This window comes from Micromonospora sp. NPDC047465 (assembly GCF_040643125.1).
In the GTDB taxonomy this organism is placed as follows: Bacteria; Actinomycetota; Actinomycetes; order Mycobacteriales; family Micromonosporaceae; genus Micromonospora.
On sequence record NZ_JBEYTP010000005.1, the window covers coordinates 1 to 25040 of the forward strand.

The following is a 25040-nucleotide window of genomic DNA, read 5'->3' on the forward strand; positions in this document are numbered from 1 at the left end:
GCCGCGCCGCGACAAGTGGGAGGCGGCCAAGCCGATCACCATCGGCGACAACGTCTGGCTCGGCGGCGGCGCGATCGTGCTCGCCGGCGTCACCGCCGGTCGGCCTGGGTCACTGACGGGTGTCCATCGAGGTCTGCAGCGCGCGGCGCATCTGCTCGCGGGCCTCGTCGGTGGTCTCGGGCTTGGGCTTGCTCGGCATGGTGGTGGTCCCCTTTCCAGGGCGCGGGCCGCCGACGCGACGGCGGCCCTCACGGGCGGCGTGCTGAACGCCCGGCAGCGGTCCGGGGTCACCGGAGCGGCTGGTGGGCAGCGTGTGAGCCCGGGTCGGTCCGACCCTGGAGGGAGGCGTTGCCGGGTGTGGCCCCACCGCCCACGACCGGCACCGCCACACGACGCCGGCCGATTCCCAAGTTATCGTTCAGGTCCACATGCTGCCCACGGTTCCCGCGATCTGGACTCACATTGGTCCGTCGGGCCGTCCCGGTTCCCGGACCGGCGGAGGGAGGCCGGCGGTCAGCGGGCCAGGAAGTGCCAGCCGAGCCACCACCAGAAGCCGAAGAGCCCGATCCGGCCGACGGGCACCGACCCCACCTCGTAGCGCATCACGTACGCGCAGACCTCGCCGAGCGTCGGGATCCGGGAGCCCTCGCGCCGGGCCGCCCACTCGACGGCGGCGAAGAGCACCAGCGCCGCCAGGAAACCGCCGATCGCCATCGCCCGCATCATCGCCGCACCAACCCCCAGAACGCGGACAGCCAGGCCAGCCAGGCGGCCGACCGGACCAGCCGGTCCTCCAGCATCGGATCCGCCAGCCGGGAGAAGGTGGGGAAGTCGTCCCCGACCGCCAGCACGAACGTGGCCCCCTCGAAGACGCCGAAGACCACCACCGGAAGGGCCCACCAGGCCGCCGGGGCGCCGAGCCGGCGCGGGGCGGGTCGCCGGGGCACCCGGTTGCTCAGGCCCAGCCAGATCAACACGCCGCCGGTGCCGAGGGTCCAGAGGTTGGCCTCCGTCGAGAACGACGGGAACCGGCCGCCGACCAGCGAGAGGCAGACGAGCACCGGCACGGTGACGGCGGGACGGTCCCAGGCGCGGGGCGCCTCGACGGTGAGGTCGTGGGGCTGCTCCATCCCGCGATTCTCCCCGGACTCGCCGAGCCCCGGAAGACGGACACTCCCCGGAGCTGACCCTGATCTTCCTGTGCGGGCCCGCCGGGTCAGCGCCGGTCGGGCCCGGTCAGCGCGCCGTCGAGCTCCGCGCGGATCCGGTCGACGACCTCGTCGACCGTCCCCCGCCCGGTGAATCCGGCGGCGAAACGGTGCCCGCCGCCGCCCAGCGCGACCGCCACCCGGCTGACGTCCACCGCGCCCTTGCTGCGCATCGACACGGCCCAGTCGCCGGTCGCGGTCTGCTTGACCACACAGCTCACGTCGGCCTCGGCGGTGCACCGCACCGAGTCGATCAGCGCCTCCAGCACGTACGCCGGCTGGCCGTGCCGGGCCAGGTCGTCCTGCGTGGCGTACGTCCAGACCAGGCCGTGCCCGACGGCCGCGGCCGGCTCCAGGCGCGCCCGGCCGAGCACCTCGCCGAAGAGGCGGACGGCGCCGAACGGCCGGGTGTCGAAGATCCGGCGGGAGATCTCACCGGGACGGATGCCGGTGGCGATCAGGCGGGCCGCGAGCTGGTGCACCGCCGGCGTGGTCGCCTCGAACCGGAACGAGCCGGTGTCGGTGCTCAGGGCGACGTAGAGGCACTCCGCGATCTCCGCGTCCAGCGCGACGCCGAGCCGGGCGAGCAGCCCCTCGGCGACCACCGAGGTGGCCGCCGCGTGCGGGTCCACCAGATTGACGCGGCCGAAGCGGGTGTTCGACGCGTGGTGGTCGAGCACCAGCGCGCCGCCGGCCGCGCCCAGCCGGTCGACCAGCTCGCCGAGCCGGGACTCGCTGGCCGCGTCGAAGCAGACGACCAGATCCGGGTCCGGGTACGCCTCGGTCGCCGGCACGAGCAGGTCGAGCCCGGGCAGGCTGCGGAACGGCTCGGGCACCTCCGGCGGGCCGGGGAAGGTCGCCTGCATCCGTCGTACGCCCAGCCGGCGCAGCCCGAGCCCGAAGCCGAGCATGCTGCCCAGCGCGTCGCCGTCCGGGTTGACGTGGCAGATCAGCAGCACCCGCCCGTCCGGCGGCAGCCCCCGCACCGCCGCGACGGCCGCCGCCCAGTCCGCCTCGGCGGGGCCGGAGTCGGCCGGCGGCTTCGCCTCGGCGAGGGCGCCACCGGCCGGACCGCCGGACGGTTCGGTCACCGCTGGTCCCCGCCCCGGGGCGGAGTCTCGTCCTCGTCCTCGTCGTGGGACTCGTCCTCGGAGTCCAGCCGGTACGGCTGGGCCTCGCCCGCGTACTCGGCCCTGGCGGCGAGCCGCTGCACCTCGGCGTCGGCGGTGCGGGCCTGGGCGAGCAGGTCGTCGATGTGCTTGACCTGGTCCTGGACGTCGTCGAGGACGAAGGTCAGGGTCGGCGAGTGCCGCAGGCCGAGCGCCTTGCCGACGGTGCTGCGCAGCATGCCCTTGGCGCTCTCCAGCGCCGCGGCGGTGCCGGACTGGGCCGCCGCGTCGCCGAGCACCGTGTAGAAGACGGTCGCGTCGCGCAGGTCGGCGGTGATCCGGGCGTCGGTAATGGTGATCATGCCGAGCCGGGGGTCCTTGATCTGGCTGCGCACCACCGACGCGACCAGTTCACGCACCCGCTCCGCGTGCCGGCGTACCTTGGCCGGATCCGACATTTCGCCACCTCCACGGCGTCCCGTTCCCGGCCGTCACCGGCGACGCGGAGCGCCCCGGAGCCGACCGGCCAACATCTCGAACACTACCCGCGCGGCGACCGCCGCCGCGCGTCGCCGGCGGTGCGCCGGCCCCGGCACGACGCCGGCACACCCGCACCGCCGGGGTCGTCACCGCCCGCCGCGCGCACCCGCGCCGCCGGACGTTTCACCGCCCGCCGGACGCGCGCACCCGCGCCGGCGTCAGTCCTCCTCGCCGTAGAGCCGCCGGCGCACCGAGAGCAACTCGGCCTCCGGTCGGCCGGCCACCAGGCGCTCGCAGGAGTCCAGCACCTCGCGGACGTGCGACGCCTCGGCGGCCACCACGGCCACGGCTATCTCGGCCCGACCGTGCAGGTCGAGCGCCCCGACCTCGGCGGCCGAGACCTCGAAGCGGCGCAGGGCCGCCACGATCGGGCGTACGTATGATCTCTTGGCCTTGAGCGACCGGGAGTCGCCCGGCAGCAGCAGGTCGAAGACCGCGGTTCCGGTGAACATCGCCCCGGACGATACCCGGACGTACCCCCACATGATCAAGGGGTTTACGCCTTTCGGCGTAAACCCCTTGATCAGTGGTTCACCGGATCAGGCGCGAGCCTTCTCCCGCATCTCGAAGGTCTCGATGATGTCGCCGACCTGGACGTTGTTGTAACCACCCAGGGTCAGACCACACTCGAAGCCCTCGCGCACCTCCGTGGCGTCGTCCTTGAACCGCTTGAGCGAGCTGATGGTGAGGTTGTCCGCCACCACCGAGCCGTCGCGCAGCAGGCGCGCCTTGGCGTTGCGCCGGATGATGCCCGACCGAACGATGCAACCGGAGATGTTGCCGACCTTGGACGAGCGGAAGACGTCGCGGATCTCCGCGGTGCCCAGCTCGACCTCCTCGTACTCCGGCTTGAGCAGCCCCTTGAGGGCGGCGTCGATCTCCTCGATGGCCTGGTAGATGACGGTGTAGTACCGGATCTCCACGCCCTCGCGGTCGGCCATCTCGCGGACCTTGTTGGAGGCCCGCACGTTGAAGCCGATGATCGTGACCGCCTCGGACGAGGCGCTCGCGAGCATGACGTCGCTCTCGGTGATCGCGCCCACGCCCCGGTGGATGATCCTGAGCTGGACCTCCTCCGGGATGTCGAGGTTGAACAGCGCGTCCTCGAGGGCCTCCACGGAACCGGAGACGTCGCCCTTGAGCACCAGGTTGAGCGAGGTCTTCTCGCCCTCCTTGAGCTGCTCCATGAGCGTCTCGAGGGTGGCCCGGCCACGGGAGTTGGCGAACGCCGCCGCCCGCCGCCGCGCCTGCCGCTGCTCGGCGATCTGGCGCACCGTGCGGTCGTCCTCGGCCGCCAGGAAGGTGTCACCCGCACCCGGCACCGCGGTCAGACCGAGCACCAGGACCGGACGGGCCGGACCCGCCTCGGCGACCTGGTTGCCGTTCTCGTCGAGCATCGCCCGGACCCGGCCGTGCGCCCCACCGGCGACGATCGAGTCGCCCGCCCGCAGGGTGCCCTTCTGCACCAGCACCGTCGCCACCGCACCGCGGCCCTTGTCCAGGTGCGCCTCGATGGCCACACCCTGCGCCGGCCCGTCGATCGGAGCGGTCAGCTCCAGCGACGCGTCGGCGGTCAGCAGGACCGCCTCGAGCAGGTCGTCGATGCCGATGCCGGGCTTCGCCGCCACGTTGACGAACATCGTGTCGCCGCCGTACTCCTCGGCGACCAGCCCGTACTCGGTCAGCTGCTGGCGGACCTTGTCCGGGTTGGCCTCCGGCTTGTCGACCTTGTTGACCGCCACCACGATCGGCACGTCGGCCGCCTTGGCGTGGTTCAACGCCTCGATCGTCTGCGGCATCACGCCGTCGTCGGCCGCCACCACCAGCACCACGATGTCGGTCACCTGGGCACCACGGGCACGCATGGCGGTGAACGCCTCGTGACCCGGGGTGTCGATGAAGGTCACCGCCCGGTCCTCGCCCTCGTGCGGGACGTGGACCTGGTACGCGCCGATGTGCTGGGTGATGCCACCCGCCTCGCCGGCCACGACGTTCGCCTTGCGGATCGCGTCGAGCAGCTTGGTCTTACCGTGGTCGACGTGACCCATGACGGTCACGACCGGCGCACGGCTGACCAGACGGTCCTCCGCGACCTCGGCGTCGAGGTCGATGTTGAACTGCGCGAGCAGCTCGCGGTCCTCGTCCTCCGGGCTGACGATCTGCACGTTGAAGCCGAGGTGCTCACCCAGCAGCTGCAGGGTGTCGTCGGAGCACGACTGGGTCGCGGTGACCATCTCGCCCAGGTTGAACATCTCCTGGACCAGCGAACCCGGGTTGGCGTTGATCTTGTCGGCGAAGTCCGACAGCGAGGCGCCACGGGAGAGCCTGATGACCTGACCCTGACCCCGGGGGGCACCCGAGCTCATGGTCGGGGCCGACAGGTTGTCGAACTCCTGTCTGCGCTGCTTCTTGGACTTGCGACCACGAGTCGGCCGGCCACCCGGACGCCCGAAGGCACCCGCGGCGCCACCGCCACGGCCGCGACCGCCGCCACCGGGACGACCACCGCCACCGGCCGGGGCACCCGGACGGAAACCGCCGCCGGGAGCACCGCCGCCGCCACCACCGGGGCCACCACGGTAGCCACCGCCACCGCCGCCGCCACCGGGACCGCCGCGGAAGCCACCGCCACCGCCGCCGCCACCGGGACGGAAGCCACCGCCACCGGGACGACCCGCGCCGCCGCCGGGGCCGCCACGCCCGCCACCGGGACCGCCGGGGCGACCCGTGGTGGGCCGCTGGCTCGGCATGGAGGCCGGGCTGGGCCGGGGCGGCATGGAGGCCGGGCTCGGCCGCGGCGGCATGCCCGCCGGGCTGGGCCGGGGACCGCCGGCACCGGCGGCCGGCGGCCGCTGCTGCTGACCGCCCTGGATGCCGAACGGGTTGTTGCCGGCGCCGCGCGCCGGCGGACGACCACCCGGCCGGGCACCCGGGCCCGGCTGCGGGGCGCCGGGACGACCCGCTGCCGGGGAACCCGGACGGGGCGGCACGGCGTTCGGGCCGGGACGCGGACCCGGACGGGGACCGCCCTCGGTCGGGGGCTCCCGTCGGACGTTCTCCCGCTGCTGCTGGCGGGCGGCCTGCGCGGCCTTGACCGCGGCCTCCTGCTCAGCCTTCAGCGCGGCGGCGCGCGCCTCGGCGGCCGCCACCTCGATGTCGTGCGCGCTCGCCGGCTTGGCGACCGGGGTCGCCGGCTGCGGCGGGCCGGGGACCGGGCCCTTGGGCTTCGGTCCAGGGGTCGGCGCGGCCGGCCGCCGCGGCGGCATCGGCTTGGCCGAGACCCGGGGGGCACCCGGGGTCGGGGACGGCGTCGGGGTCGGTGCCGGGCTCGGGGCAGCCGCCGGAGGGGCGGCCGGCGCCGAGGACCCACCGGCGGACGCGACGAATGCGCCACGCAGACGTCGGGCGACGGGCGCCTCGACGGTGCTGGACGCGGACTTCACGAACTCGCCCATCTCCTTGAGCTTGGCGAGAACGGTCTTGCTTTCGACCCCGAGCTCTTTCGCAAGCTCGTGTACGCGGGCCTTACCTGCCACTGCACTCCTCACTCCGAGGTCGTGCGGGCAGCACCCGCAGCGACCTCACTCGTGCACTTGAAGCCTGGTCATTTCAGGGACTTCATCGTGTGCTCATGTCGGTCGTCCTACCTTGCTAGCGACCCTCGCCCGGTCGGGCTGACCGGACGTAGTGGTTGGCGCATCGACGTGCTCCGCGAGCTCACCGTGGTCGAGGACCCCGGTGACGCGCAGCGCCCGCCCGAAGGCGCGCCGCCGCACCGCTTGCGCGAAGCAGGCCGGATCCGGGTGCATGTTCGCTCCCCGACCCGGCAGCCTGCGGGCCGGATCGGGCCGGAGGCTGTGACCAGCCTCGTCGCCGACCGCGACGATCCGCAGCAATTCGCTGGCCGGCGCACGTCGCCGGCAACCCACACAGGTGCGCTCCGGCAGCGCGCGTCGTACCACTGGAGAAAGTCTACCCCTAGGCGCCCGAGATCGCGCTGCCCGGCTCCGGGACGTGATCAGCCCCGCTCCGGCCGCTCGCCCCGGCCTGCTCCGCGTCGGACCGGATGTCGATCCGCCAACCGGTCAGCCGGGCAGCAAGCCGGGCATTCTGCCCCTCCCTGCCGATGGCGAGGGAGAGCTGGAAGTCCGGCACCGTCACCCTGGCCGTCCGGGTGGCCAGGTCGACCACCTCGACCCGCAGCGCCTTGGCCGGCGACAACGCGTTGCCGACGAAGGTCGCCGGGTCGTCCGACCAGTCGATGATGTCGATCTTCTCGCCGTGCAGCTCGCTCATCACCGCGCGGACCCGCTGGCCCATCGGGCCGATGCAGGCCCCCTTGGCGTTCACGCCCTGGGCGGTGGAGCGGACCGCGATCTTCGTACGGTGACCCGCCTCACGTGCGATCGCGCCGATCTCGACCGTGCCGTCGGCGATCTCCGGCACCTCGAGCGCGAAGAGCTTCTTGACCAGCGCCGGGTGGGAGCGGGACAGGGTGATCTGCGGGCCGCGCATCCCCTTGGCCACGTGCACCACCACGCAGCGGATCCGCTCGCCGTGGACGTACCGCTCGCCGGGCACCTGCTCCGACTGCGGCAGGACGCCCTCCAGCTTGCCCAGGTCGACGGTGACGATGCCCTTCTCCGCCCGCGCCTCGTGCGCCTGCACCACGCCGGTGACCAGGTCGCCGTCGCGGCCGACGTACTCGCCGAAGTGCACCTCGTCGGTGGCCTCCCGCAGCCGCTGGAGGATCACCTGCTTGGCGGTCATGGCGGCGATCCGGCCGAAGTCGTGCGGGGTGTCGTCCCACTCCCGCACCACCGTGCCGTCGTCGTCCAGCTCCTGCGCGTAGACCAGGGCCGCGCCGGACTTACGGTCGATCTCCACCCGGGCGTGCGGTTCCGCCCCCTCGGTGTGCCGGTAGGCCGTCAGCAGCGCGGTCTCGATCGCCGCGAGGATCGTGTCGAACGGGATCTCCCGCTCGCGCTCGAGTGCGCGCAGCGCCGCGAGGTCGATGTTCACCTCTCCTCGTCCTCCACATCATCTTCGTCGTCGAAGTCGTCGGTGTCGTCCATGTCGTCGGGTTCGTCCGTCTCCTCGATCTCGTCGAGGCGGTGGAACTCGACCTGCACCCGGCCGGGGCCGAGCTCGGCGTAGGTCCACGCGGTGCGGCCGGTGTCGGTCTCCAGCACCACGCGTTCGTCGTCGGCCTCGACCACCCGGCCGGTGACCTGCCGGTCGCCGGCGGGCTGCCCGGCACGCTGCCCGGGCGGAGCGCCCGCGCCGCGGGCCGTCACCTTGACCAGCCGCCCGACGTTGCGCCGCCAGTGCCGGGGCAGGGTCAGCGGCCGGTCCACGCCCGGGGAGCTGACCTCCAGCTGGTATTCCCCGGCGACGATGTCACCCCCGGACTCCTCGGCCGCGTCGAGGGCCGCGGAGACGGCCCGGGAGACCTCGGCGACGGCGTCCAGGTTGATCCCGCCGTCGGCGTCCACGATCACCCGCACCACGTGCCGGCGGCCGGCCCGGGAGACGGTGAGCTCCTCCAGGTCGTAGCCGGCGCCGGCGACCACCGGCTCGATGACCTCACGCAGCCGGGCCCGCCGGGCGGCGAGGTCGCCGCGCGGGCCGGCGGCGCGTTCCCCGCCCCGGGGGGCGTCGGCGCGCCGGGGTCTGCCCGCCGGACCCGTCGACCTCGTGGCACGGCCACGCTGCGTCATCTCCGCACCCTTCTCGTGATCGACGGCGCCCCGATCGGTCGCCATGCCGGCACGCCACCGGAGCTGACGCGCCGGTGGCTGCGCAGAGCGTAACGCGCCCGCCGGGCACCGGACCGGGCGGCGCACCGACGCCGGTGGCCCACGTACGGCCGGTGATGGTGTTGACTTGTCCGGTGGCGACGGGCAGAACGACACAACGCGGCGGAGCAACCGGGCATTCCCGGCGAACGGTGCTGCGCGCCGGGGCACTCCTGGCACTCGGCGGCGCGACGGCGCCGCTGACCGGCTGTGATCTTCTCGACCGCGACGACGATCCCAGTCCCGGGCCCGACCCGCTCACGCCGCTGCTCGACGAGGCGCTCCGGCTCGCCGCCGGGCACCGCGACGCCGCCGCGGCGCACCCCGCGCTGGCCGACCTGCTCACCCCGATCGCCGAGGCGCACGGCGCGCACGCGGCCGAGCTGGCCCGGGTGATCGGCGTGCCGCTGCCCTCGGCGCCCGCCGCGGCCACCCCCGCCCCGGCGGCCGACCCGGCCGCCGCCCGGGCCGCGCTGCGGGAGCGCGAGCGCACCGGCCGGGAGACGGCGACCAGTGCCTGCGCGGCGGCGCCGGCGGAGCGGGCCGCCCTGCTCGCCTCGATCGCCGCCGCCCGGGCCACGCACGTGGAGGCACTGAAGTGACCGCACCGACACCGACACCGACCGGGCCGGCCGGGGCGCTGGGCGCGGCGCTCACCGCCGAGTACGCGGCGATCTGGGCCTACGGCCCCATCGGGGTACGCCTCACCGGCACGGCCCGGACCGCCGCCCGCGAGGCGGAGGCCGCGCACCGGCGCCGCCGCGACGACCTGGTGATGCAGCTCAGCGCGGGCGGCGGCGCCGTCCCGGCCGACCGGGCGGGCTACGCCCTGCCGTTCCCGGTGACCGACCGGGCGAGCGCGCTGCGGCTCGCCGTCGAGGTGGAGGAGCGCACCGCGGCATTCTGGCGGGCGGCGGTGCCCGCCACCACCGGCGCCGACCGCGACCGGGCGCTGGCCGCCCTGGTCGAGTACGCCCTGCGGGCGACCCGCTGGCGCCGGACGGCCGGGATCACCCCGCTGACCGTGCCGTTCCCCGGCCGGCCCGCCTGACCGCCGCTGCCGGCGGTGACGCTCCGGTTGCGGGTCGCATACCAGGTATGCATACTCCGGAGCCATGTCCATCCGTCACGGGCTGCTCGCCCTGCTCGAACGCGGCCAGATGTACGGCTACCAGCTCCGCGCCGCGTTCGAGGAGTCGACCGGCTCGACCTGGCCGCTGAACATCGGGCAGGTCTACACCACCCTGTCCCGCCTGGAGCGGGACGGGCTGGTCCGCTCGCTCCCCGAGAGCGAGGCCGGGCAGCGCCCGTACGAGATCACCGACGCCGGGCGGACGGACCTGGCGCTGTGGTTCGCCACCCCGATCAGCCGCACCGACCGGCCCCGCGACGAACTGGCGATCAAGCTGGCCCTCGCGCTGACCACGCCCGGCGTCGACGTGCGCTCGGTGGTGCAGACCCAGCGCAGCGCGACCATGCGGACGCTGCAGGAGTTGACCCGGTTGAAGTACGCCAGCGACCGCCCGGAGGACCTGCCGTGGCGGCTGGTGCTGGACGCCATGGTCTTCCAGGCCGAGGCCGAGGTGCGCTGGCTGGACCACTGCGAGACGAGCCTGGTGCGCTACCGTCCGACGGGGCCCGGCCGCGCGCCGACGACGCCCGCCGAGGCGGTGGACCGGGCGGACGAGGAGGCGCGACGGTGAGCGTAGGCAGCGGGCCGGCGGGCGGCAGCCCGGCCCCGGCCGTGCTCGACGTACGCGACGTGCACCGCACCCACGGCACCGGGCCGGCGGCGGTGCACGCGCTGCGCGGCGTGAGCCTCGTCGTTCACCCGGGCGAGCTCGTCGCGGTGATGGGGCCCTCCGGCTCCGGGAAGTCCACCCTGCTGGCCCTCGCTGGCGGGCTGGACGGCCCGACCGCCGGGGAGGTGCTCGTCGAGGGCGAGCACCTCGGCGCCCTGGACCGGCGCCGCCTCGCCCAGGTGCGTCGCCGCCGGATCGGCTACATCTTCCAAGACCTGAACCTGCTCGGCAGCCTCACCGCCGTGGAGAACGTCGCGCTCCCCCTGGAACTCGACGGGACCGGCGTCCGGCGGGCGCGCCGGCTGGCGCTGGACGCGCTGGCCGAGGTGGGCCTGCCGGAACTGGGCGACCGGTTCCCCGACCAGCTCTCCGGCGGCCAGCAGCAGCGGGTGGCGATCGCCCGCGCGCTGGTCGGCGAGCGCCGGCTGGTGCTCGCCGACGAGCCCACCGGGGCGCTGGACTCGCAGACCGGCGAGGCGGTGCTGCACCTGCTGCGCCGGCGGGTCGACGCCGGGGCCGCGGCGGTCCTGGTCACCCACGAGGCGCGGCACGCCGCCTGGGCCGACCGGGTGATCTTCCTCCGCGACGGGGTGCTGGTCGACTCGACGGCCCCGCTGGGCAGCGTGGAGCAGTTGTTGACCGGCAGCGGTCGGTGACGGCGGGCCGGGGCGGCCGGCTCGCGGGCGCCGTCGGCTCCTGGTGGGTGGCGCTGCGGATCGCCCGCCGGGAGGCCCGCCGGGCGCGGGGGCGTACGGCGCTGGTGCTCGCGATGATCACGCTGCCGGTGCTGGTGCTGACCTTCACCGCGGTGAGCTGGGACATGTCCGAGCTGACCCGGGCCGAGCGGACCGAGCAACGGCTCGGCGTCGCCGACGCGGAACTGCTCTGGGTGGCGCGCGGGCCGGTCACCCAGGACTCCTGGGGCGATGGCTGGGTGTCCGACCACGACGCGACGCCGCCGGCCGGGCGGGTCACCGCCGAACAGGTCACCGCCCTGCTGCCGGCCGGGAGCCGGGTCGTCCCGCTGCGCCGCTGGGTGAGCTTCGACGCCCGGGTCGGCGACCGGGTCGAACGGGACGTCACCGGCCGCGCCGTGGACCTCGCGGACCCGCTCGGCCGGGGGCTGGCCCGGTTCCGTTCCGGCCGGGCGCCGGCCGGGCCGGACGAGATCGCGGTGAGCCCCGCCGCGCTGCGCCGACTCGACGTCCGTCCCGGTGGCACCGTCACGTCCGGGGACGGCTCCCGCTCGTGGCGGGTGGTCGGGGTGGTCGAGTACCCGGACGACCTGGGACCGATCGTCACGCTGCACCCGGCGACCGCGGGCCCGACGGACGCCGAGCCGGACATGACCTGGCTGGTGGACCTGCCCGGGACGGTGGACGAGACACTGTTCCGCCGGCTCAACGGCCACGGCGTCCTGGTCCACGCCCGCACCCCCGCCCCGCCCTCGGGGGTGGACGTCGGCGGGCCCGAACCGTTCTCCTCGGTCGACGTCGAGGGGATGAGCATCTCGGTACTCGTCGGCGGGCTGGGGCTGCTGGAGGTGGTGCTGCTCGTCGGCCCGGCCTTCGCGGTCGGCGTGCGGCGGCGGCGCCGGGACCTCGCGTTGGTCGCGGTGGCGGGCGGCGACGACGCCCACCTGCGCCGGATCGTGCTGGCCGACGGCGTGGTGCTGGGCGCCCTCGGGGCGGCTACCGGGCTCACGCTCGGCGTCGCCGCCGCGTTCGCCGCCCGGCCGCTGGTCGAGCAGCACCTCTACGGCGCGCGCTTCGACGGCTACCGCTGCTGGCCGGAGGCCCTGGTGGCGATCGCGGCCGTCGCGGTGCTGTCCGGCGTGCTGGCCGCGCTGGCCCCGGCCTGGGCGGCGGCCCGGCAGGACGTGGTGGCCGGGCTGGCCGGCCGCCGCACCCCGCCCGCGCACCGGCGGCGCTGGCTCACGGCCGGCGTGTGCATGGCGGCCGGCGGGGCGGCGGTGGCCGCGTTCGGGGCCGCCCGGACGTCGCCGCCGGTGATCCTCGCCGGTCTGGTCCTCGGCGAGCTGGGGCTGGTCTTCGCCACCCCGACGCTGGTCGGCCTGCTCGCCCGGCTCGGGCGGTCGCTCCCGCTGGCGCCCCGGATCGCGCTGCGCGACGCCAGCCGCAACCGTTCCTCGGCCGCCCCGGCGATCTCGGCGGTGATGGCGGCGGTCGCCGGCAGCGTCGCGGTCGGGGTGTACCTGGCCAGCGACCACGCGCGGAGTATGGCGACGTACGAGCCGACCCTGCCCGTCGGCACCGTGCTGGTGCACCGGGCGGACCTGGACACCGCGCCGGCCCTGGCCCGGGTCACCGAGGCGGCCCGCGACCAGTTCGGTGCCACGACGGTGGCACCGGTGGCCGGGGTGCGGTGCACGACGGAGGCCGAGCCCTGCTCGGTCGCTCCGGTGCTGCCGCCGCACCGGGCGTGTCCCTGGCCGGTCGGCGACGGCCTGAGCGAGGCCGAGCGGCAGCAGGCCCGTGCGGACGACCGCTGCCGGGGCCGGCCGGAGGACCTCCACGGCGCGTACTTCCAGGTGCTGGTGGACGACGGCCGAGCCCTGCCGCTGCTCACCGGCGCCGACCCGGCCGACGTCGCCGCCGCGACCGCCGTGCTGCGCGCCGGCGGCGCGGTGGTGACCGATCCGCGCTACGTGGTGGACGGGCGGATCGAGGTGGTGGTGAACGGGTCGGGACCGGCCGGGCCGATGACCTCGGCGCCCACCGCCGTCGCCGCGTACGCGCTGCGCACCGGGGTGCCGACGGAGCGGCTGCTGCTCTCGCGGCGGGCGGCCGACCGGCTCGGGCTGGCCACCCGCCCGATCGGCTGGGCCGTCGCGACCGACGGGGCACCCGACCAGGGCCGGCGGGACCGGTTCGCCACCGCGCTGCGCCCGCTCGACGCCCACGTGGAGATCGAGCAGGGCGACCGGTCGGACGACGGGCGGCCGGTGCTGCTCCTGCTGGCCGCCGCGGCCGGAGTGATCACCGTGGGTGCCGCCGGCATCGCCACCGGGCTGGCGGCGGCCGAGGGGCGCGCCGACCTGTCCACGCTGGCCGCGGTGGGCGCCGGCCCCGGCCTGCGCCGGCTCCTGTCGCTGTGCCAGGCGGGGGTGATCGCCGTGCTGGGCTCGGCGCTCGGCATCGTCGCCGGCCTCGGCTCGGCCGTGATCATCCTGACCGCCCTGAACCGCCGGTACGCCGACTCGTGGCCGGTCCAGGACCCGTACCCGGTGGTGGTCCCGTGGAGCACCCTCGGCGTCCTGGTGGTGGTGCCGCTGGTCGCGATGCTCGGCGCGGGACTGTTCACCCGGTCCCGGCTGCCGGTCGAGCGACGCCTCGACTGACCGGCCGGTACCGGGCACACTGGTGCCCGTGCCCGTCCTGGGAGCCCTCACCCGCCGCGTCGGCCACCACCGGTGGTTCGGCGCCGCCGTCCGCCTGCTCGTCCCCGCCGACCGGGTGGTCGGGCGGCTCACCCGGGGCCGGGTGGTCGCGCTGGGGCTCGTCCCGTCGCTGGTCATCACCACCACCGGCCGGCGCTCCGGCCGGCCGCGCAGCAACCCCCTGCTGTACGTGTCCGACGGCGGCGCGTACGTGGTGGTCGGCACGAACTTCGGCCAGACCCACCAGCCGGGCTGGGCGCTGAACCTGCTCGCCGACCCGGCCGCCGAGGTGGACGTGAAGGGCCGTCGGGTCCCGGTACGCGCCGAGGCCGCCACGGGCGCCGAACGGGAGCGGTTGTGGCGGCTGCTGGTCGACCAGTGGCCCGCCTACCAGACGTACGTGCGGCGGGCCGGCGGCCGGGAGATCCTCCTCTTCCGGCTGGTCCCCACCGGGCGCGGCGGGCCGGGCGGATCGGGCGGGCGCGACTAGGCTGGTGCGGTGACCTGCGCCGCCGCGACACCGCGGGCCGGCTCGCGACGGGCGGCCCGGTCGGCGAGGGCGTGAGGTGGTCGGCGTGGACGTGGACGACGTGGCCTCCGGCGGCGACCCGCACCTGGGCGATCCACGCTGGGCGGTGGCCGAGCGGGTCGCCGACGCCGCCCGCCGGCGCTTCCCGGCCGACGTGCTCGCCGTCGCCGTGCACGGCCCGCTCGCGCACGGCGACGACGACGGCGGCGGGGACGGCGAGGTCGGGCTGCTGGTGGTGACCTACCGGCCCGGCGGCGGCCCGCCCCCGGCGACCCGGCGGGTCGACGGCGTGCTGGTCGACCTGACCGTGGCCGGCGCGGACGACTACCTCCGCCAGGCCCGGCTGATCTCCCCGCTCTGGCCGTTGACCGCCGACCGGTACGTCAGCACCCGGGCGCTGCACGACCCGACCGGCTGGCTGCGCACGCTCCGGGACGAGCACCTGGGCCGGCTGGCCCGTGCCCGGCCGGCCGAGTTCAGCACGGCGGCCCGGCAGGCGTGGTACAGGGGCAGCGCGGCGCACGCCCGGGCGGCCCGGCTGGCCGGGTGGTACGAGACCGACCAGGCCCTGCTGATGCTCGGCGAGGCACGGCTGGCGGCGGCCACCGTGAACGGGCTGCTCAGCCGCACCTACTTCCGCGACCCCGGGGACGCCGTGCGGCGCACCGGCCTGGCCGGCGCGGACATGACCGAGGTGGGCGCAGTGCTGGCCCGCCAGGCGGCGGAGCTGACGGCGCGGGGCCGACCCGTCGACGGCACGGTCGACGACCTTCTCGACGGCTGACCCGCCGCGCGGCGGCGGTATGCCGCCCCTGCGGACGAACCGGAGCGCGTACGACCGGCTCCGCGCCGACCCGGGGCGCGGCGGGGATCAGCCGAGGGCGCCCTGGACGCCGATGAGGGCGCCGACGAGGTAGGTGGCGCCGGCCGCCGCGGCGCCCAGCAGGAGCTGGCGCAGGCCGCCGGACCACCAGGCCCGGGCGGTGAACCGGGCGACCACCGCCCCGGCCGCGAAGAGCCCGAGCCCACCGACGGCCAGCGCCAGCCAGAGGCTGGTCGAGCCGAACAGGTAGGTCAGCAGCGGCACCAGGGCCCCGACCGAGAAGAACAGGAACGACGAGATCGCGGCCGCCCACGGGCTGGGCTGGTCGTCGGGGTCGACGCCCAGCTCCTCCCGGACGTGCACCCGCAGCGCCTCCTCCGGGTTGCGCCGCACGGCCTCGGCGACCTGCGTGGCGAGGTCGTGCGGCAGGCCCCGGGCGACCCACGCCTCGGCCAGCTCGCGCGCCTCCGCCTCGGGGTGCCGCTCCAGCTCGCGGCGTTCCTTGGCCACCTCGGCCGCGACCTGCTCGTTGGCCGAGCGGACGCTCGTGTACTCCCCCAGCCCCATCGAGATGGCGCCGGCCACCAGGCCGGCGGTGCCGGTGAGCACGATGCTGCGGGGCGACACCCCGCCGCCGCCGACGCCCGCGATCAGGGCGATGTTGGTGACGAGGCCGTCCATCGCGCCGAAGACGGCGGGCCGCAGCCAGCCGCCGGACACGTCCGCGTGGTGCGCCTCGCGCAGCGCCGCCGGGGTGTCGGTCACGGCAGTGTGAGGATCTCGTGGCCGTCCTCGGTCACCACGATGGTGTGCTCGAACTGCGCGGTCCACTTGCGGTCCTTGGTGACCACCGTCCAGCCGTCGTCCCACATGTCGTACTGGTGGGTGCCGAGGGTGATCATCGGCTCGATCGTGAACGTCATCCCCGGCTCCATCACGTCGGTCGGGCGGGGGCTGTCGTAGTGCGGCACGTAGAGCCCGCTGTGGAAGGACTCGCCGATGCCGTGGCCGGTGAAGTCGCGGACCACGCCGTAGCCGAAGCGCTTCGCGTACGACTCGATGACCCGGCCGACCACGTTGATCTGGCGGCCCGGGGCGACCGCGCGGATGCCGCGCATCATCGCCTCGTGGGTCCGCTCGACCAGCAGTCGGGCCTCCTCGCTGACCTCGCCGACGCAGAAGGTGGCGTCGGTGTCGCCGTGCACCCCGTTGATGTACGCCGTGACGTCGACGTTGATGATGTCGCCGTCGGCGAGCACGGTGGAGTCGGGGATGCCGTGGCAGATCACCTCGTTGAGGCTGGTGCAGCAGGACTTGGGGAAGCCCTTGTAGCCCAGCGTCGACGGGTAGGCGCCGTGGTCGCAGAGGAACTCGTGCACGACCCGGTCGATCTCGTCGGTGGTCACGCCGGGCTTGCAGTGCTCACCCGCGAGCTGGGTGGCCTGGGCGGCGAGCCGACCCGCGATCCGCATCTTCTCGACGGTCTCCGGGGTCTGCACGTGCGAGCCGCGCCACTCCTGGGGACGCTTCTTGCCCACGTACTCCGGGCGGACGATGTGGGCGGGCACGGGCCGCAACGGGGAGAGCGTGCCTGGGGTCAGCGGCGCACGGACGGTCATGACGCAAGCCTATCGCCGCGGGGTCGGGCGGCCCCCGCCACCGCCCGCCCGGCCCGGTTGTTGCCGCGCCCGGGAGGCTGTGCCATTGTGGCTGCGTGGATCAAGGGGACGGCGCGCCTCCCGTATTCTCCGCCAGCGCGGAGGCCGACGGTGGTCACGTCCGCGTCGTGGTGACCGGCGAGGTCGACATGGCCACCGCCGACACGATGGTCCAGACCGTGCTGCGGGAGCCGGCCGAGCGGGTGACGCTCGACCTGCGGGCGGTCACCTTCTTCGACTCGGCGGCGATCCACGCCGTGGTCCGGCTCGCCCAGCAGTTCCCCGACGCCCTCGCCGTCCTGCCGTCCCGGCAGGTCCGCCGCGTGCTGGACATCGCCGGGCTGGGCGAGCAGACCTGGCTCCACCCGGCCTGACCTCGGGCCGCGCCGCTCCGGCCGCCGCCGGGCGGGTGCTCAGTCCGCCAGCCGCCGGCGCAGCGTCACTTCCGTCCCCTCGGGGGTACGCGTGACCGACAGCTCCCCCAGCGCCTTGATGAGGGACAACCCCCGCCCGCGGAAGCCCGACCCGGTCGACTCCCGCCACCGCCCGCTGTCGCGCACGGTGGCCAGCACGGTGCGATCCTCGATGACCACCTCGACGGCGATCGTCGGCTCCGCGGGGTCGACGGGGTGCTCGATGGCGTTGGCGGCCGCCTCGGAGACGGCGACGGTCAGGTCGAACAGGTCCGTCTCGTTGACGAAGTGGGCGACGAGGAAGTCCTCCAGCCGCTTGCGCAGCACGCTGAGCCGGGCGGGGTCGGCCGGCAGCCGCAGCGCGAACCGGTTGGGTTCCGCCGCCTCCAGGGCCAGCACCGCGACGTCGTCGCGCAGGGGCCGCCCGGCGATCCGCCGGACCACGGCGTCGATCACGTCCGTCACGTGCTCGCCGGGCGTCGCCGCGTCCTGCCTGAGCCGGGCCAGCGCGTCGTCGATGTCGAGCTGCCGGTCCTCGATCAGCCCGTCGGTGTAGAGCAGCAGCCGGCTGCCCGGGGTCAGCTCTCCCTCGACCGTCCGGTAGGACGTGTCCGGGATCGCCCCGACGGGCGGGCCGAGTGCCCGGTCGTGCAGGAACGCCACGTCGTCTCCCCGGATCAGCAGCGGCGAGGGGTGGCCCGCGCTGGCGTACCGCAGCCGGCCGGTGCGCGGGCTAAACCAGAGGCAGAGCACGGTGGCGGAGGAGCGCGCCTCCGTCGTCCCGACCAGCCGGTTGAGCCGGGTCAGCGACTCCCCCGGGTCGAACCCCTCCAGCACGTACGCCCGCAGCGCGTTGCGGAGCTGGCCCATCGCCGCGGCCGCGCGGACGCCCTTGCCCACCACGTCGCCGATGGCCAGCACCAGTTCGTCGTCGCCCAGGGCGACGACGTCGTACCAGTCTCCGCCGACCTCCACGTCGGCGCTGCCCGGCAGGTAGCGGCCGGCGACGACGGCGCCCGGCAGCTGCGGCAGCGACCGGGGCAGCAGGCTGTGCTGGAGCGTGGTGGCGATGCGGTGCTCGGCCTCGTAGAGCTGGGCGTTCTCCAGCCGCACGCCGACCAGCCGGGCGAGCTGGGTGAGCGCGGCCTCGTCGGTGTGGGCGCCGTCGCCGTCCGGCCGCCAGACCCGCAGCTCGCCGAGCTGCTCGCCGACGGTGCCGGTCAGCGGCAGCACGAAGGACGGCTCGACGGGGGTCGACCCGCCGCCGTCGGCCTCGAAGCGCATCCCGGTCGCCGAGACCACCACCCGGGCGGCCTCGGCGAGGCTGAGCGCGTGCCGCGCGGCGACCTGGAGCACGTCGGCCGTGGATCGGGCGGTGTTGACCGCCACCGCGGCGTCGGCCAGCGCCCGTAGCCCGCGGATGATCTGGCCGCGCAGCTGGCCCAGCTCGACGTTGGCCCGGACCCGCGCGATCAGCTCCTGGCCGGAGAAGGGCTTGGTGAGGTAGTCGTCGGCGCCGGCCGAGAGCCCGGCGACCGCCTCGGCGGAGCCGGCACGGGCCGAGAGCAGCACGATCGGCACGTGCCGGGTACGCGCGTCCGCACGCAGCGCGGCGACCAGCCCGAAGCCGTCCAGCCGGGGCATCATCACGTCGGTCAGCACCAGGTCGAACGCGCCGTCGACGGCCAGCCGCAGCGCCTCCACGCCGTCGGTCACCGCGACCACCTCCCACGACGGGGAGAGCAGCCGGGTGACGTGTTCGCGCAGGTCGGCGTTGTCGTCGGCGACCAGGATCCGCCCGGCGGCACCCGCCCCGGCCACCCGGGTCGCCCCGGCTCCCGCGGCGTCGGCCCAGCGGGCGGTCTCCGCCACGTACTGGTCGGCCCGCACCAGCTCGACCGGCGCCGGGGGGCCGGCGTCGGCGACCCGTTCGGGCGGCAGGTGCCCGGTGCCGAAGGGGACGGTCACGGTGAACGTGCTGCCCTCGTCGACGCGGCTGCTGACGGCCGCCTCGCCGCCGTGCATCTCGACCAGCTCGCGGACCAGCGCCAGACCGATCCCGGTGCCCTCGTGGGTGCGCGAGCGCGCCCCCGGCACCCGGTGGAAGCGCTCGAAGACCTGCGGCAGTTCCTCGGGGACGATGCCGACGCCGGTGTCGGCGACCTCCAGCCGGGCGGCGCCGTCGACGGCGCGGACCCGCACCCGGATCTCCCCGTCGAAGGTGAACTTCACCGCGTTCGACACCAGGTTGAGGACGATCTTCTCCCACATGTCCCGGTCCACGAAGACCGGTGCCGGCAGCGGCGGGCAGTCCACCACCAGGCGCAGCCCGGCCCGCTCGGTCGCCGAACGGAGCGTGCTGGCCAGCCGGGAGGTGTAGTCCGCCAGGTCGGTCGGCTGGTAGTGGGCGGCCAGCCGACCGGACTCCAGCCGGGAGAAGTCGAGCACCGTGTTGACGAGCTTGAGCAGCCGCAGCGCGTTGCGGTGCATGGTGGTGAGCCGGTCCGTGTACGCCCCGGGCAGCGCCGGGTCGGCGAGCAGGTCCTCCAGCGGGCCGAGCACCAGGGTCAACGGGGTGCGGAACTCGTGGCTGATGTTGGCGAAGAAGTTGGTCTTGGCCCGGTCGAGGGCGGCCAGCTCGGCGGCGCGGGCGCGCTGGTGCTCGTACGCCTGCTGCTTGCCGACGGCCCGGGAGACCTGCGCGGCGACCAGGTCGAAGAAGTCGCGGTACTCGTCGGTCAGCGGCAACCGGCGGGCGAGGCCGACGACCAGCGTCCCGACGGTCTCGCTCGCCGCGGTGACCGGCAGCACCAGCGCCCGCTCGGTCGCGTCGGCCGGGACCCGGGCGAGCAGGTCCGTCACGGCGACGGTGGTGGCGGCGCCGCCGGCGGCGACCTCGGCGAGCGACGCCGGGGACGGCGTGGTGACCGCAGCGGCGTCGACGCCGCTGCGCCCCGCCAGCGCGAGGTGGCCGGTGTCGTCGGGCAGGTGCACCAGGGCGAACGGCACGTCCGGCCGGTGCCGGTCGAACACCGCGGCGGCGGCCCGGCCCAGCTCCGCCGTGCTGCCCACCTCGGCCAGCTCGCTGCCCAGCTCCGCCAGCAGCCGCAGCCGGCGCTCGCCGAGCACCCGGCCGGTGGTCTCGTTGACGATGCAGAAGATGCCGTCGACGGTGCCGTCGGCGCCCAGGATCGGGTCGTACGAGACGTCGAAGTACGTCTCCTCGAGGAAGCCGTGCCGGTCGAGCGGGAAGGAATGGTCCTCGGCCCGGTACGACCGGCAGCCGCGCCGGACGCCCTCCAGCAGCGGCCCGAGCACGTCCCAGGTCTCCGCCCAGTGCTCGCGGGCCGGCTGGCCCAGCACGTCCGGGTGCTTGCCGCCGATCGTCGGCCGGTAGGCGTCGTTGTAGAAGGCGAGCTGCTCCTCGCCCCAGAACATGACGATCTGGGCACTGGAGGCGAGCATCATGCCGACCGCCGCGCAGAGCGCCGCCGGCCAGCGGTCCGGGGTGCCCAGCGGGGTGGTGGACCAGTCGAACGCGCGCATCCGCTCGCCCATCTCGCCGCCGGCCGCGAACGCCGCGGCGAGCAGCGGGGGAAACTCCGCTTCCCGGACGCGGCCGGACGGGCACCCCTCGTCCACGCCCCCCTGGGCCGAGCTCATGCAGCCTCCCGCTCCGGCCTTGCCCGCCTCGGCCCGATGATCCGTCCGGCCGTGCCCCGCTCAATACCCTGACGGGCCAGCAACGTAACGCATGCCACGCCCTGGTCGCTGGTTACGTCCACCTCGGCCGGCCGTCGGCTGCCCGACAGCGCCTCCCCCGCCATGCGGAGGGCGCGGGCTCACAGCGGGGTGACGTACGCGCCGGTGATGCCGCCGTCGACCACGAACTGCGCGGCGGTCATGAAGGAGGCGTCGTCGCTGGCGAGGAAGGCCACCGCGGCGGCGATCTCCTCCGGCCTGCCGAACCGCCCCATCGGCACGTGCACCAGCCGGCGGGCCGCGCGCTCCGGATCGGCGGCGAAGAGCTCCAGCAGCAGCGGGGTGGCGACCGGGCCGGGGCAGAGCGCGTTGACCCGGATGCCCTCCCGGGCGAACTGCACGCCCAGTTCCCGGGTCATCGCCAGCACCCCGCCCTTGCTCGCCGTGTACGCGATCTGCGAGGTGGCCGCCCCCATCAGCGCCACGAACGAGGCGGTGTTGACGATCGAGCCCTTGCCCTGCCGGCGCATGTGCGGGATGACGTGCTTGCAGCAGAGGTAGACGCTCGTGGTGTTGACCCGCAGCACCCGCTCCCAGGCGTCCAGCCCGGTCTCCAGGATGGAGTCGTCCTCCGGCGGGGAGATGCCGGCGTTGTTGAACGCGATGTCGACCCGCCCGTGCCGCTCGGCCACCCCGTCGAAGAGGTCCCGTACGGCCGCCTCGTCGGCGACGTCCGCCGCGACGAACTCGCCGCCCACGGAGTCGGCGGCCCGCTTGCCGGCCTCCGGGTCGATGTCCACGCAGACCACCCGCGCCCCCTCGGCGGCGAACCGCCGCACGGTGGCCAGCCCGATCCCGCTGCCCGCACCGGTGACCACGGCCACCCGGTCCTGAAGACGACCCTGCACGCGCCTCACTCCTCCGTTGCGATGAACACGTTCTTGACGTCGGTGAAGGCGTGCAGCGCGTCCGGGCCCAGCTCGCGGCCCAGCCCGGAGCGCTTCATGCCGCCGAAGGGGGTCCAGTACCGCACCGAGGAGTGCGAGTTGACGCTGAGGTTGCCCGCCTCGACCGCCCGCGCCACCCGGACGGCGCGACCCACGTCCCGGGTCCAGACCGAGCCGGACAGGCCGTACTCGGTGTCGTTGGCGAGCCGCACCGCGTCGGCCTCGTCGTCGAACGGGAGCACCGAGACGACCGGGCCGAAGACCTCCTCCCGCCAGTGCCGGTCCGCCGTGGAGTCGGCGAGCAGCACCGTCGGGGCGTACCAGAAGCCGGGGCCGTCGGGGCGGGAGCCGGTGAAGGCGACGGTCGCCCCGTCGACGTACCCCGCGACCCGGTCCCGCTGGCCGGCGGAGATGAGCGGGCCCATCTCGGCGGTCTCCCGGGTCGGATCCTCCACCCGCAACGCCCGCACCGCCGGCTCGAGCAGCTCCAGGAAGCGGTCGTACGCCGGCCGCTGGACCAGGATCCGGGACCGGGCGCAGCAGTCCTGGCCGGCGTTGTCGAAGACGGCGTACGGGGCGGTCGCCGCCGCCTTCTCCAGGTCGGCGTCGGCGAAGACCAGGTTGGCGCTCTTGCCGCCCAGCTCCAGCGTCACCCGCTTCACCTGGGCGGCGCAGCCGGCCATGATCCGGGTGCCGACCTCGGTGGAGCCGGTGAAGCAGACCTTGCGGACGGCGGGGTGGGTGACGAAGCGCTCCCCCACCACTGGCCCGGCTCCCGGCAGCACCGTGAACACGTCCTCGGGCAGCCCCGCCTCGCGGGCCAGCTCGGCCAGGCGCAGCGCGGTCAGCGGGGTCAACTCGGCGGGTTTGAGCACCACCGTGTTGCCGGCCGCCAACGCTGGCGCGAAGCCCCAGGCGGCGATCGGCATCGGGAAGTTCCACGGCACGATCACCCCGACCACGCCGAGCGGTTCGTGGAACGTCACGTCCAGCCCGCCCGGCACCGGGATCTGCCGCCCGGTCAGCCGCTCCGGCGCGCCCGCGTAGTAGTCGAGCACGTCCCGGACGTTGCCCGCCTCCCACCGCGCGTTGCCGACGGTGTGCCCCGAGTTGCGCACCTCCAGCTGCGCCAGCTCCTCCAGGTGCGCGTCCACCAGCGCGGCGAACCGGCGTAGCAGGCGCGCCCGGTCCCCCGGCGCCACCGCCCGCCACCGCGGGTACGCCGCGTCCGCCCGCCCGATCGCCGCGTCGACCTCGTCGACCGACGCCGACGGCACGACAGCGACCACCTCGCCCGTCGCCGGATTCACCACCTCGGTCACGGACCACCCCTTCCCGTCGATCACGCGGTCGAGGTCAGAGGCGTTCGAAGCCACGGAAGAGCTCCCAGTCGGTCACGGCGGCGTCGAAGGCGGCCAGCTCGACGCGCGCCTGGTTTGCGTAGTGCGCCACCACCTCGTCGCCGAACGCCTCCCCCGCCACCGTCGAGGACTCCCACCGGGCGAGGGCGTCGCGCAGCGTGCCGGGGACCCGCTCGGCGGCCGGGTCGTCGTACGCGTTGCCTGTGCACTCCTCGCCCAGCTCCAGCCCGCGCTCGATGCCGTGCACGGCGCCGGCGACCAGCGCGGCGATGGCCAGGTACGGGTTCACGTCCGCCCCCGGGACCCGGTTCTCCACCCGCATGCCCTGCCCGTGCCCGACCAGCCGCAGGGCGCAGGTGCGGTTGTCCGTGCCCCACCGCAGCGCGGTCGGGGCGAACGATCCGGGCTGGTAGCGCTTGTAGGAGTTGACGTTCGGGGCGAACAGGAGGCTGAACTCCTGCATGGTGGCGAGCAGCCCGGCCAGCACCCGCCGCCCGGTCGCCGACAGGTGCGCCGGCCCGTCGCCGAGCAGCGCCGACCGGCCGTCCGCGTCACGCAGGGAGAAGTGGATGTGGCAGGAGTTGCCCTCCCGCTCGTTCGGCTTGGCCATGAAGGTGATCGACATGCCCTCCTGGGCGGCGATCTCCTTCGCCCCGTTCTTGTAGATGACGTGGTGGTCGGCGCAGGCCACCGCCTCGTCGTAGCGGAAGGCGATCTCGTGCTGGCCCAGGTTGCACTCCCCCTTCGCGCTCTCGGGGGTCAGCCCCGCCCCTGCCATCTCCCGGCGGATGCGGCGCAGCAGCGGCTCCACCCGGGCGGTGCCGAGCAGGGAGTAGTCCACGTTGTACTGGTTGGCGGGGGTCAGCTCCCGGTAGCCGCGCCGCCAGGCGTCCTCGTAGGAGTCGCGGAACAGCACGAACTCCAACTCCGTGCCGGCGTACGCGGTCAGCCCGTGCCCCGCCATCCGGTCCAGCTGACGGCGCAGGATCTGCCGGGGCGAGGCGGCCACCGGACCTGACCCGTCCAGCCAGGCCAGGTCCGCCAGGAGCAGCGCGCTGCCCGGCTGCCAGGGCACCCGACGCAGCGTGTCGAGGTCCGGCACCATGGCGAAGTCGCCGTAGCCGCGTTCCCAGCTCGACATCGCGTACCCGTCGACGGTGTTCATGTCGACGTCCACGGCGAGCAGGTAGTTGCAGCCCTCGCTGCCGTGCGCGACGACGTGGTCGAGGAAGTAGGGGGCGTGGAACCGCTTGCCCTGCAACCGGCCCTGCATGTCCACCAGGGCCAGCACCACGGTGTCGATCTCGCCCTCGGCGATGGCGACCCGCAGTTGTTCCAACGTGATCGGAGCTTTCCTCATCGGCGGGCCTCCATCACCAAGGTCTACTGGCTAACCTGACCACCGTCAATGCCCAGCCCCGGATCCCGGCAACCGCCCGGGTGGGTGCGCCGGGCGCACTGGCCGGCCTGTCGCCCGGCCCCCGCCGCGTGTGGCCCCGCCGGACGTAGCCCGGCCGGTCCCCGGACCGGACCCGGACGTGCCGGGCGGAACTTGGCCAGACCAGGCCGAACCGTAACCGGGCCGGGCCGGGTGCCCCACCTGATGGGGCAGCTCGACAGGCGGGCGGAGGGGACCATCGGTGGCCAGCCAGGGGGCTGCGCACTCGCCGGCCGGCCCGCGGGGCGCTCCCGCCGACCGGCCCGGCGAGCGGGCAAATTGCGTTGCCGTCCGGGCGCGTACGCCGCATGC

Annotated in this window: 23 protein-coding genes and 1 pseudogene; 9 read left to right on the forward strand and 15 right to left on the reverse strand. The window is 75.0% G+C overall.

Annotation, left to right across the window (positions count from 1 at the left end):
• Nucleotides 1–100 (forward strand): annotated as a pseudogene (locus ABZ793_RS07075) (sugar O-acetyltransferase); the annotation flags it as partial.
• Between the two features lie 413 nt (nt 101–513).
• Here the strand turns inward: ABZ793_RS07075 and ABZ793_RS07080 are convergent.
• The 9 genes from ABZ793_RS07080 to rimP form a co-directional block, all read right to left on the reverse strand.
• The gene (locus ABZ793_RS07080; RefSeq protein ID WP_357453725.1) at nt 514–723 is read right to left on the reverse strand and encodes a DUF6186 family protein; all 210 of its coding nucleotides are present in this window, start codon (nt 721–723) and stop codon (nt 514–516) included.
• Nucleotides 723–1130: a hypothetical protein gene (locus ABZ793_RS07085; protein ID WP_350680576.1), complete on the reverse strand. Its 408-nt coding sequence runs from the start codon at nt 1128–1130 to the stop codon at nt 723–725. The genes ABZ793_RS07080 and ABZ793_RS07085 overlap by 1 nt, the downstream gene beginning before the upstream one ends.
• Nucleotides 1131–1216: 86 nt before the next feature.
• Nucleotides 1217–2194, reverse strand: a complete 978-nt coding sequence (locus ABZ793_RS07090; protein ID WP_357453728.1) for a bifunctional oligoribonuclease/PAP phosphatase NrnA — start codon at nt 2192–2194, stop codon at nt 1217–1219.
• A 101-nt stretch (nt 2195–2295) separates the two neighbouring features.
• Nucleotides 2296–2775 carry a 30S ribosome-binding factor RbfA gene (gene rbfA / locus ABZ793_RS07095; protein ID WP_357453209.1) on the reverse strand — a complete coding sequence of 160 codons (480 nt, stop codon included), beginning with the start codon at nt 2773–2775 and terminating at the stop codon, nt 2296–2298.
• Between the two features lie 240 nt (nt 2776–3015).
• Nucleotides 3016–3309: a DUF503 domain-containing protein gene (locus tag ABZ793_RS07100; RefSeq protein WP_091096658.1), complete on the reverse strand. Its 294-nt coding sequence runs from the start codon at nt 3307–3309 to the stop codon at nt 3016–3018.
• Nucleotides 3310–3396: 87 nt separating this feature from the next.
• Nucleotides 3397–6393, reverse strand: a complete 2997-nt coding sequence (gene infB / locus ABZ793_RS07105) for a translation initiation factor IF-2 (RefSeq protein ID WP_357453212.1) — start codon at nt 6391–6393, stop codon at nt 3397–3399.
• Nucleotides 6394–6486: 93 nt separating this feature from the next.
• Nucleotides 6487–6819 carry a YlxR family protein gene (locus ABZ793_RS07110; RefSeq protein WP_350704988.1) on the reverse strand — a complete coding sequence of 111 codons (333 nt, stop codon included), beginning with the start codon at nt 6817–6819 and terminating at the stop codon, nt 6487–6489.
• Nucleotides 6820–6835: 16 nt separating this feature from the next.
• Complete coding sequence (nusA, locus tag ABZ793_RS07115) at nt 6836–7879, reverse strand: transcription termination factor NusA (RefSeq protein WP_357453215.1); 1044 nt, start codon at nt 7877–7879, stop codon at nt 6836–6838.
• Nucleotides 7876–8577: a ribosome maturation factor RimP gene (gene rimP / locus ABZ793_RS07120; protein WP_357453218.1), complete on the reverse strand. Its 702-nt coding sequence runs from the start codon at nt 8575–8577 to the stop codon at nt 7876–7878. Before rimP ends, nusA begins: the two co-directional genes overlap by 4 nt.
• Nucleotides 8578–8807: 230 nt before the next feature.
• On the opposite strand from rimP, the gene ABZ793_RS07125 reads away from it, so the two are divergent.
• The 7 genes from ABZ793_RS07125 to ABZ793_RS07155 all read left to right on the forward strand — a co-directional run bounded on the left by ABZ793_RS07125 (nt 8808) and on the right by ABZ793_RS07155 (nt 15170).
• On the forward strand, nt 8808–9257 hold the full coding sequence (locus ABZ793_RS07125; protein WP_357453731.1) for a hypothetical protein: 450 nt from the start codon (nt 8808–8810) through the stop codon (nt 9255–9257).
• Nucleotides 9254–9706, forward strand: coding sequence for a ferritin-like domain-containing protein (locus ABZ793_RS07130; RefSeq protein WP_357453221.1), 453 nt, complete (start codon nt 9254–9256; stop codon nt 9704–9706). Before ABZ793_RS07125 ends, ABZ793_RS07130 begins: the two co-directional genes overlap by 4 nt.
• 64 nt (nt 9707–9770) lie before the next feature.
• Nucleotides 9771–10358 (forward strand): PadR family transcriptional regulator, encoded by a 588-nt coding sequence (locus ABZ793_RS07135; RefSeq protein ID WP_350704982.1) that lies wholly within the window; start codon nt 9771–9773, stop codon nt 10356–10358.
• Nucleotides 10355–11113: an ABC transporter ATP-binding protein gene (locus ABZ793_RS07140; RefSeq protein WP_357453224.1), complete on the forward strand. Its 759-nt coding sequence runs from the start codon at nt 10355–10357 to the stop codon at nt 11111–11113. The genes ABZ793_RS07135 and ABZ793_RS07140 overlap by 4 nt, the downstream gene beginning before the upstream one ends.
• Complete coding sequence (locus tag ABZ793_RS07145; RefSeq protein WP_357453227.1) at nt 11110–13818, forward strand: FtsX-like permease family protein; 2709 nt, start codon at nt 11110–11112, stop codon at nt 13816–13818. Before ABZ793_RS07140 ends, ABZ793_RS07145 begins: the two co-directional genes overlap by 4 nt.
• Nucleotides 13819–13846: 28 nt before the next feature.
• Complete coding sequence (locus ABZ793_RS07150; RefSeq protein WP_357453230.1) at nt 13847–14347, forward strand: nitroreductase/quinone reductase family protein; 501 nt, start codon at nt 13847–13849, stop codon at nt 14345–14347.
• 85 nt (nt 14348–14432) lie between these two features.
• On the forward strand, nt 14433–15170 hold the full coding sequence (locus ABZ793_RS07155; RefSeq protein WP_357453232.1) for a nucleotidyltransferase domain-containing protein: 738 nt from the start codon (nt 14433–14435) through the stop codon (nt 15168–15170).
• An 87-nt stretch (nt 15171–15257) separates the two neighbouring features.
• On the opposite strand, the gene ABZ793_RS07160 is transcribed toward ABZ793_RS07155, so the two are convergent.
• The gene (locus ABZ793_RS07160) at nt 15258–15974 is read right to left on the reverse strand and encodes a VIT1/CCC1 transporter family protein (protein ID WP_357453235.1); all 717 of its coding nucleotides are present in this window, start codon (nt 15972–15974) and stop codon (nt 15258–15260) included.
• Nucleotides 15971–16828 carry a type I methionyl aminopeptidase gene (gene map / locus ABZ793_RS07165; RefSeq protein ID WP_357453238.1) on the reverse strand — a complete coding sequence of 286 codons (858 nt, stop codon included), beginning with the start codon at nt 16826–16828 and terminating at the stop codon, nt 15971–15973. The genes ABZ793_RS07160 and map overlap by 4 nt, the downstream gene beginning before the upstream one ends.
• Before the next feature lie 95 nt (nt 16829–16923).
• Between map and ABZ793_RS07170 the strand changes: the two genes are divergently transcribed.
• A complete protein-coding gene (locus tag ABZ793_RS07170) occupies nt 16924–17241 on the forward strand; it encodes an STAS domain-containing protein (protein ID WP_357453241.1) in 318 nt (105 codons plus the stop codon).
• A 39-nt stretch (nt 17242–17280) separates the two neighbouring features.
• Here the strand turns inward: ABZ793_RS07170 and ABZ793_RS07175 are convergent, their stop codons facing one another.
• The 4 genes from ABZ793_RS07175 to ABZ793_RS07190 form a co-directional block, all read right to left on the reverse strand.
• Entirely contained in the window at nt 17281–20943 is a 3663-nt protein-coding gene (locus ABZ793_RS07175) for a SpoIIE family protein phosphatase (protein WP_357453244.1), read from the reverse strand.
• A gap of 179 nt (nt 20944–21122) precedes the next feature.
• Nucleotides 21123–21890, reverse strand: a complete 768-nt coding sequence (locus tag ABZ793_RS07180; protein ID WP_357453247.1) for a 3-oxoacyl-ACP reductase — start codon at nt 21888–21890, stop codon at nt 21123–21125.
• A gap of 5 nt (nt 21891–21895) precedes the next feature.
• On the reverse strand, nt 21896–23251 hold the full coding sequence (locus ABZ793_RS07185; RefSeq protein ID WP_357453250.1) for an aldehyde dehydrogenase family protein: 1356 nt from the start codon (nt 23249–23251) through the stop codon (nt 21896–21898).
• A 34-nt stretch (nt 23252–23285) separates the two neighbouring features.
• On the reverse strand, nt 23286–24650 hold the full coding sequence (locus ABZ793_RS07190) for a glutamine synthetase family protein (RefSeq protein WP_357453253.1): 1365 nt from the start codon (nt 24648–24650) through the stop codon (nt 23286–23288).
• Between the last annotated feature and the right edge of the window lie 390 nt (nt 24651–25040).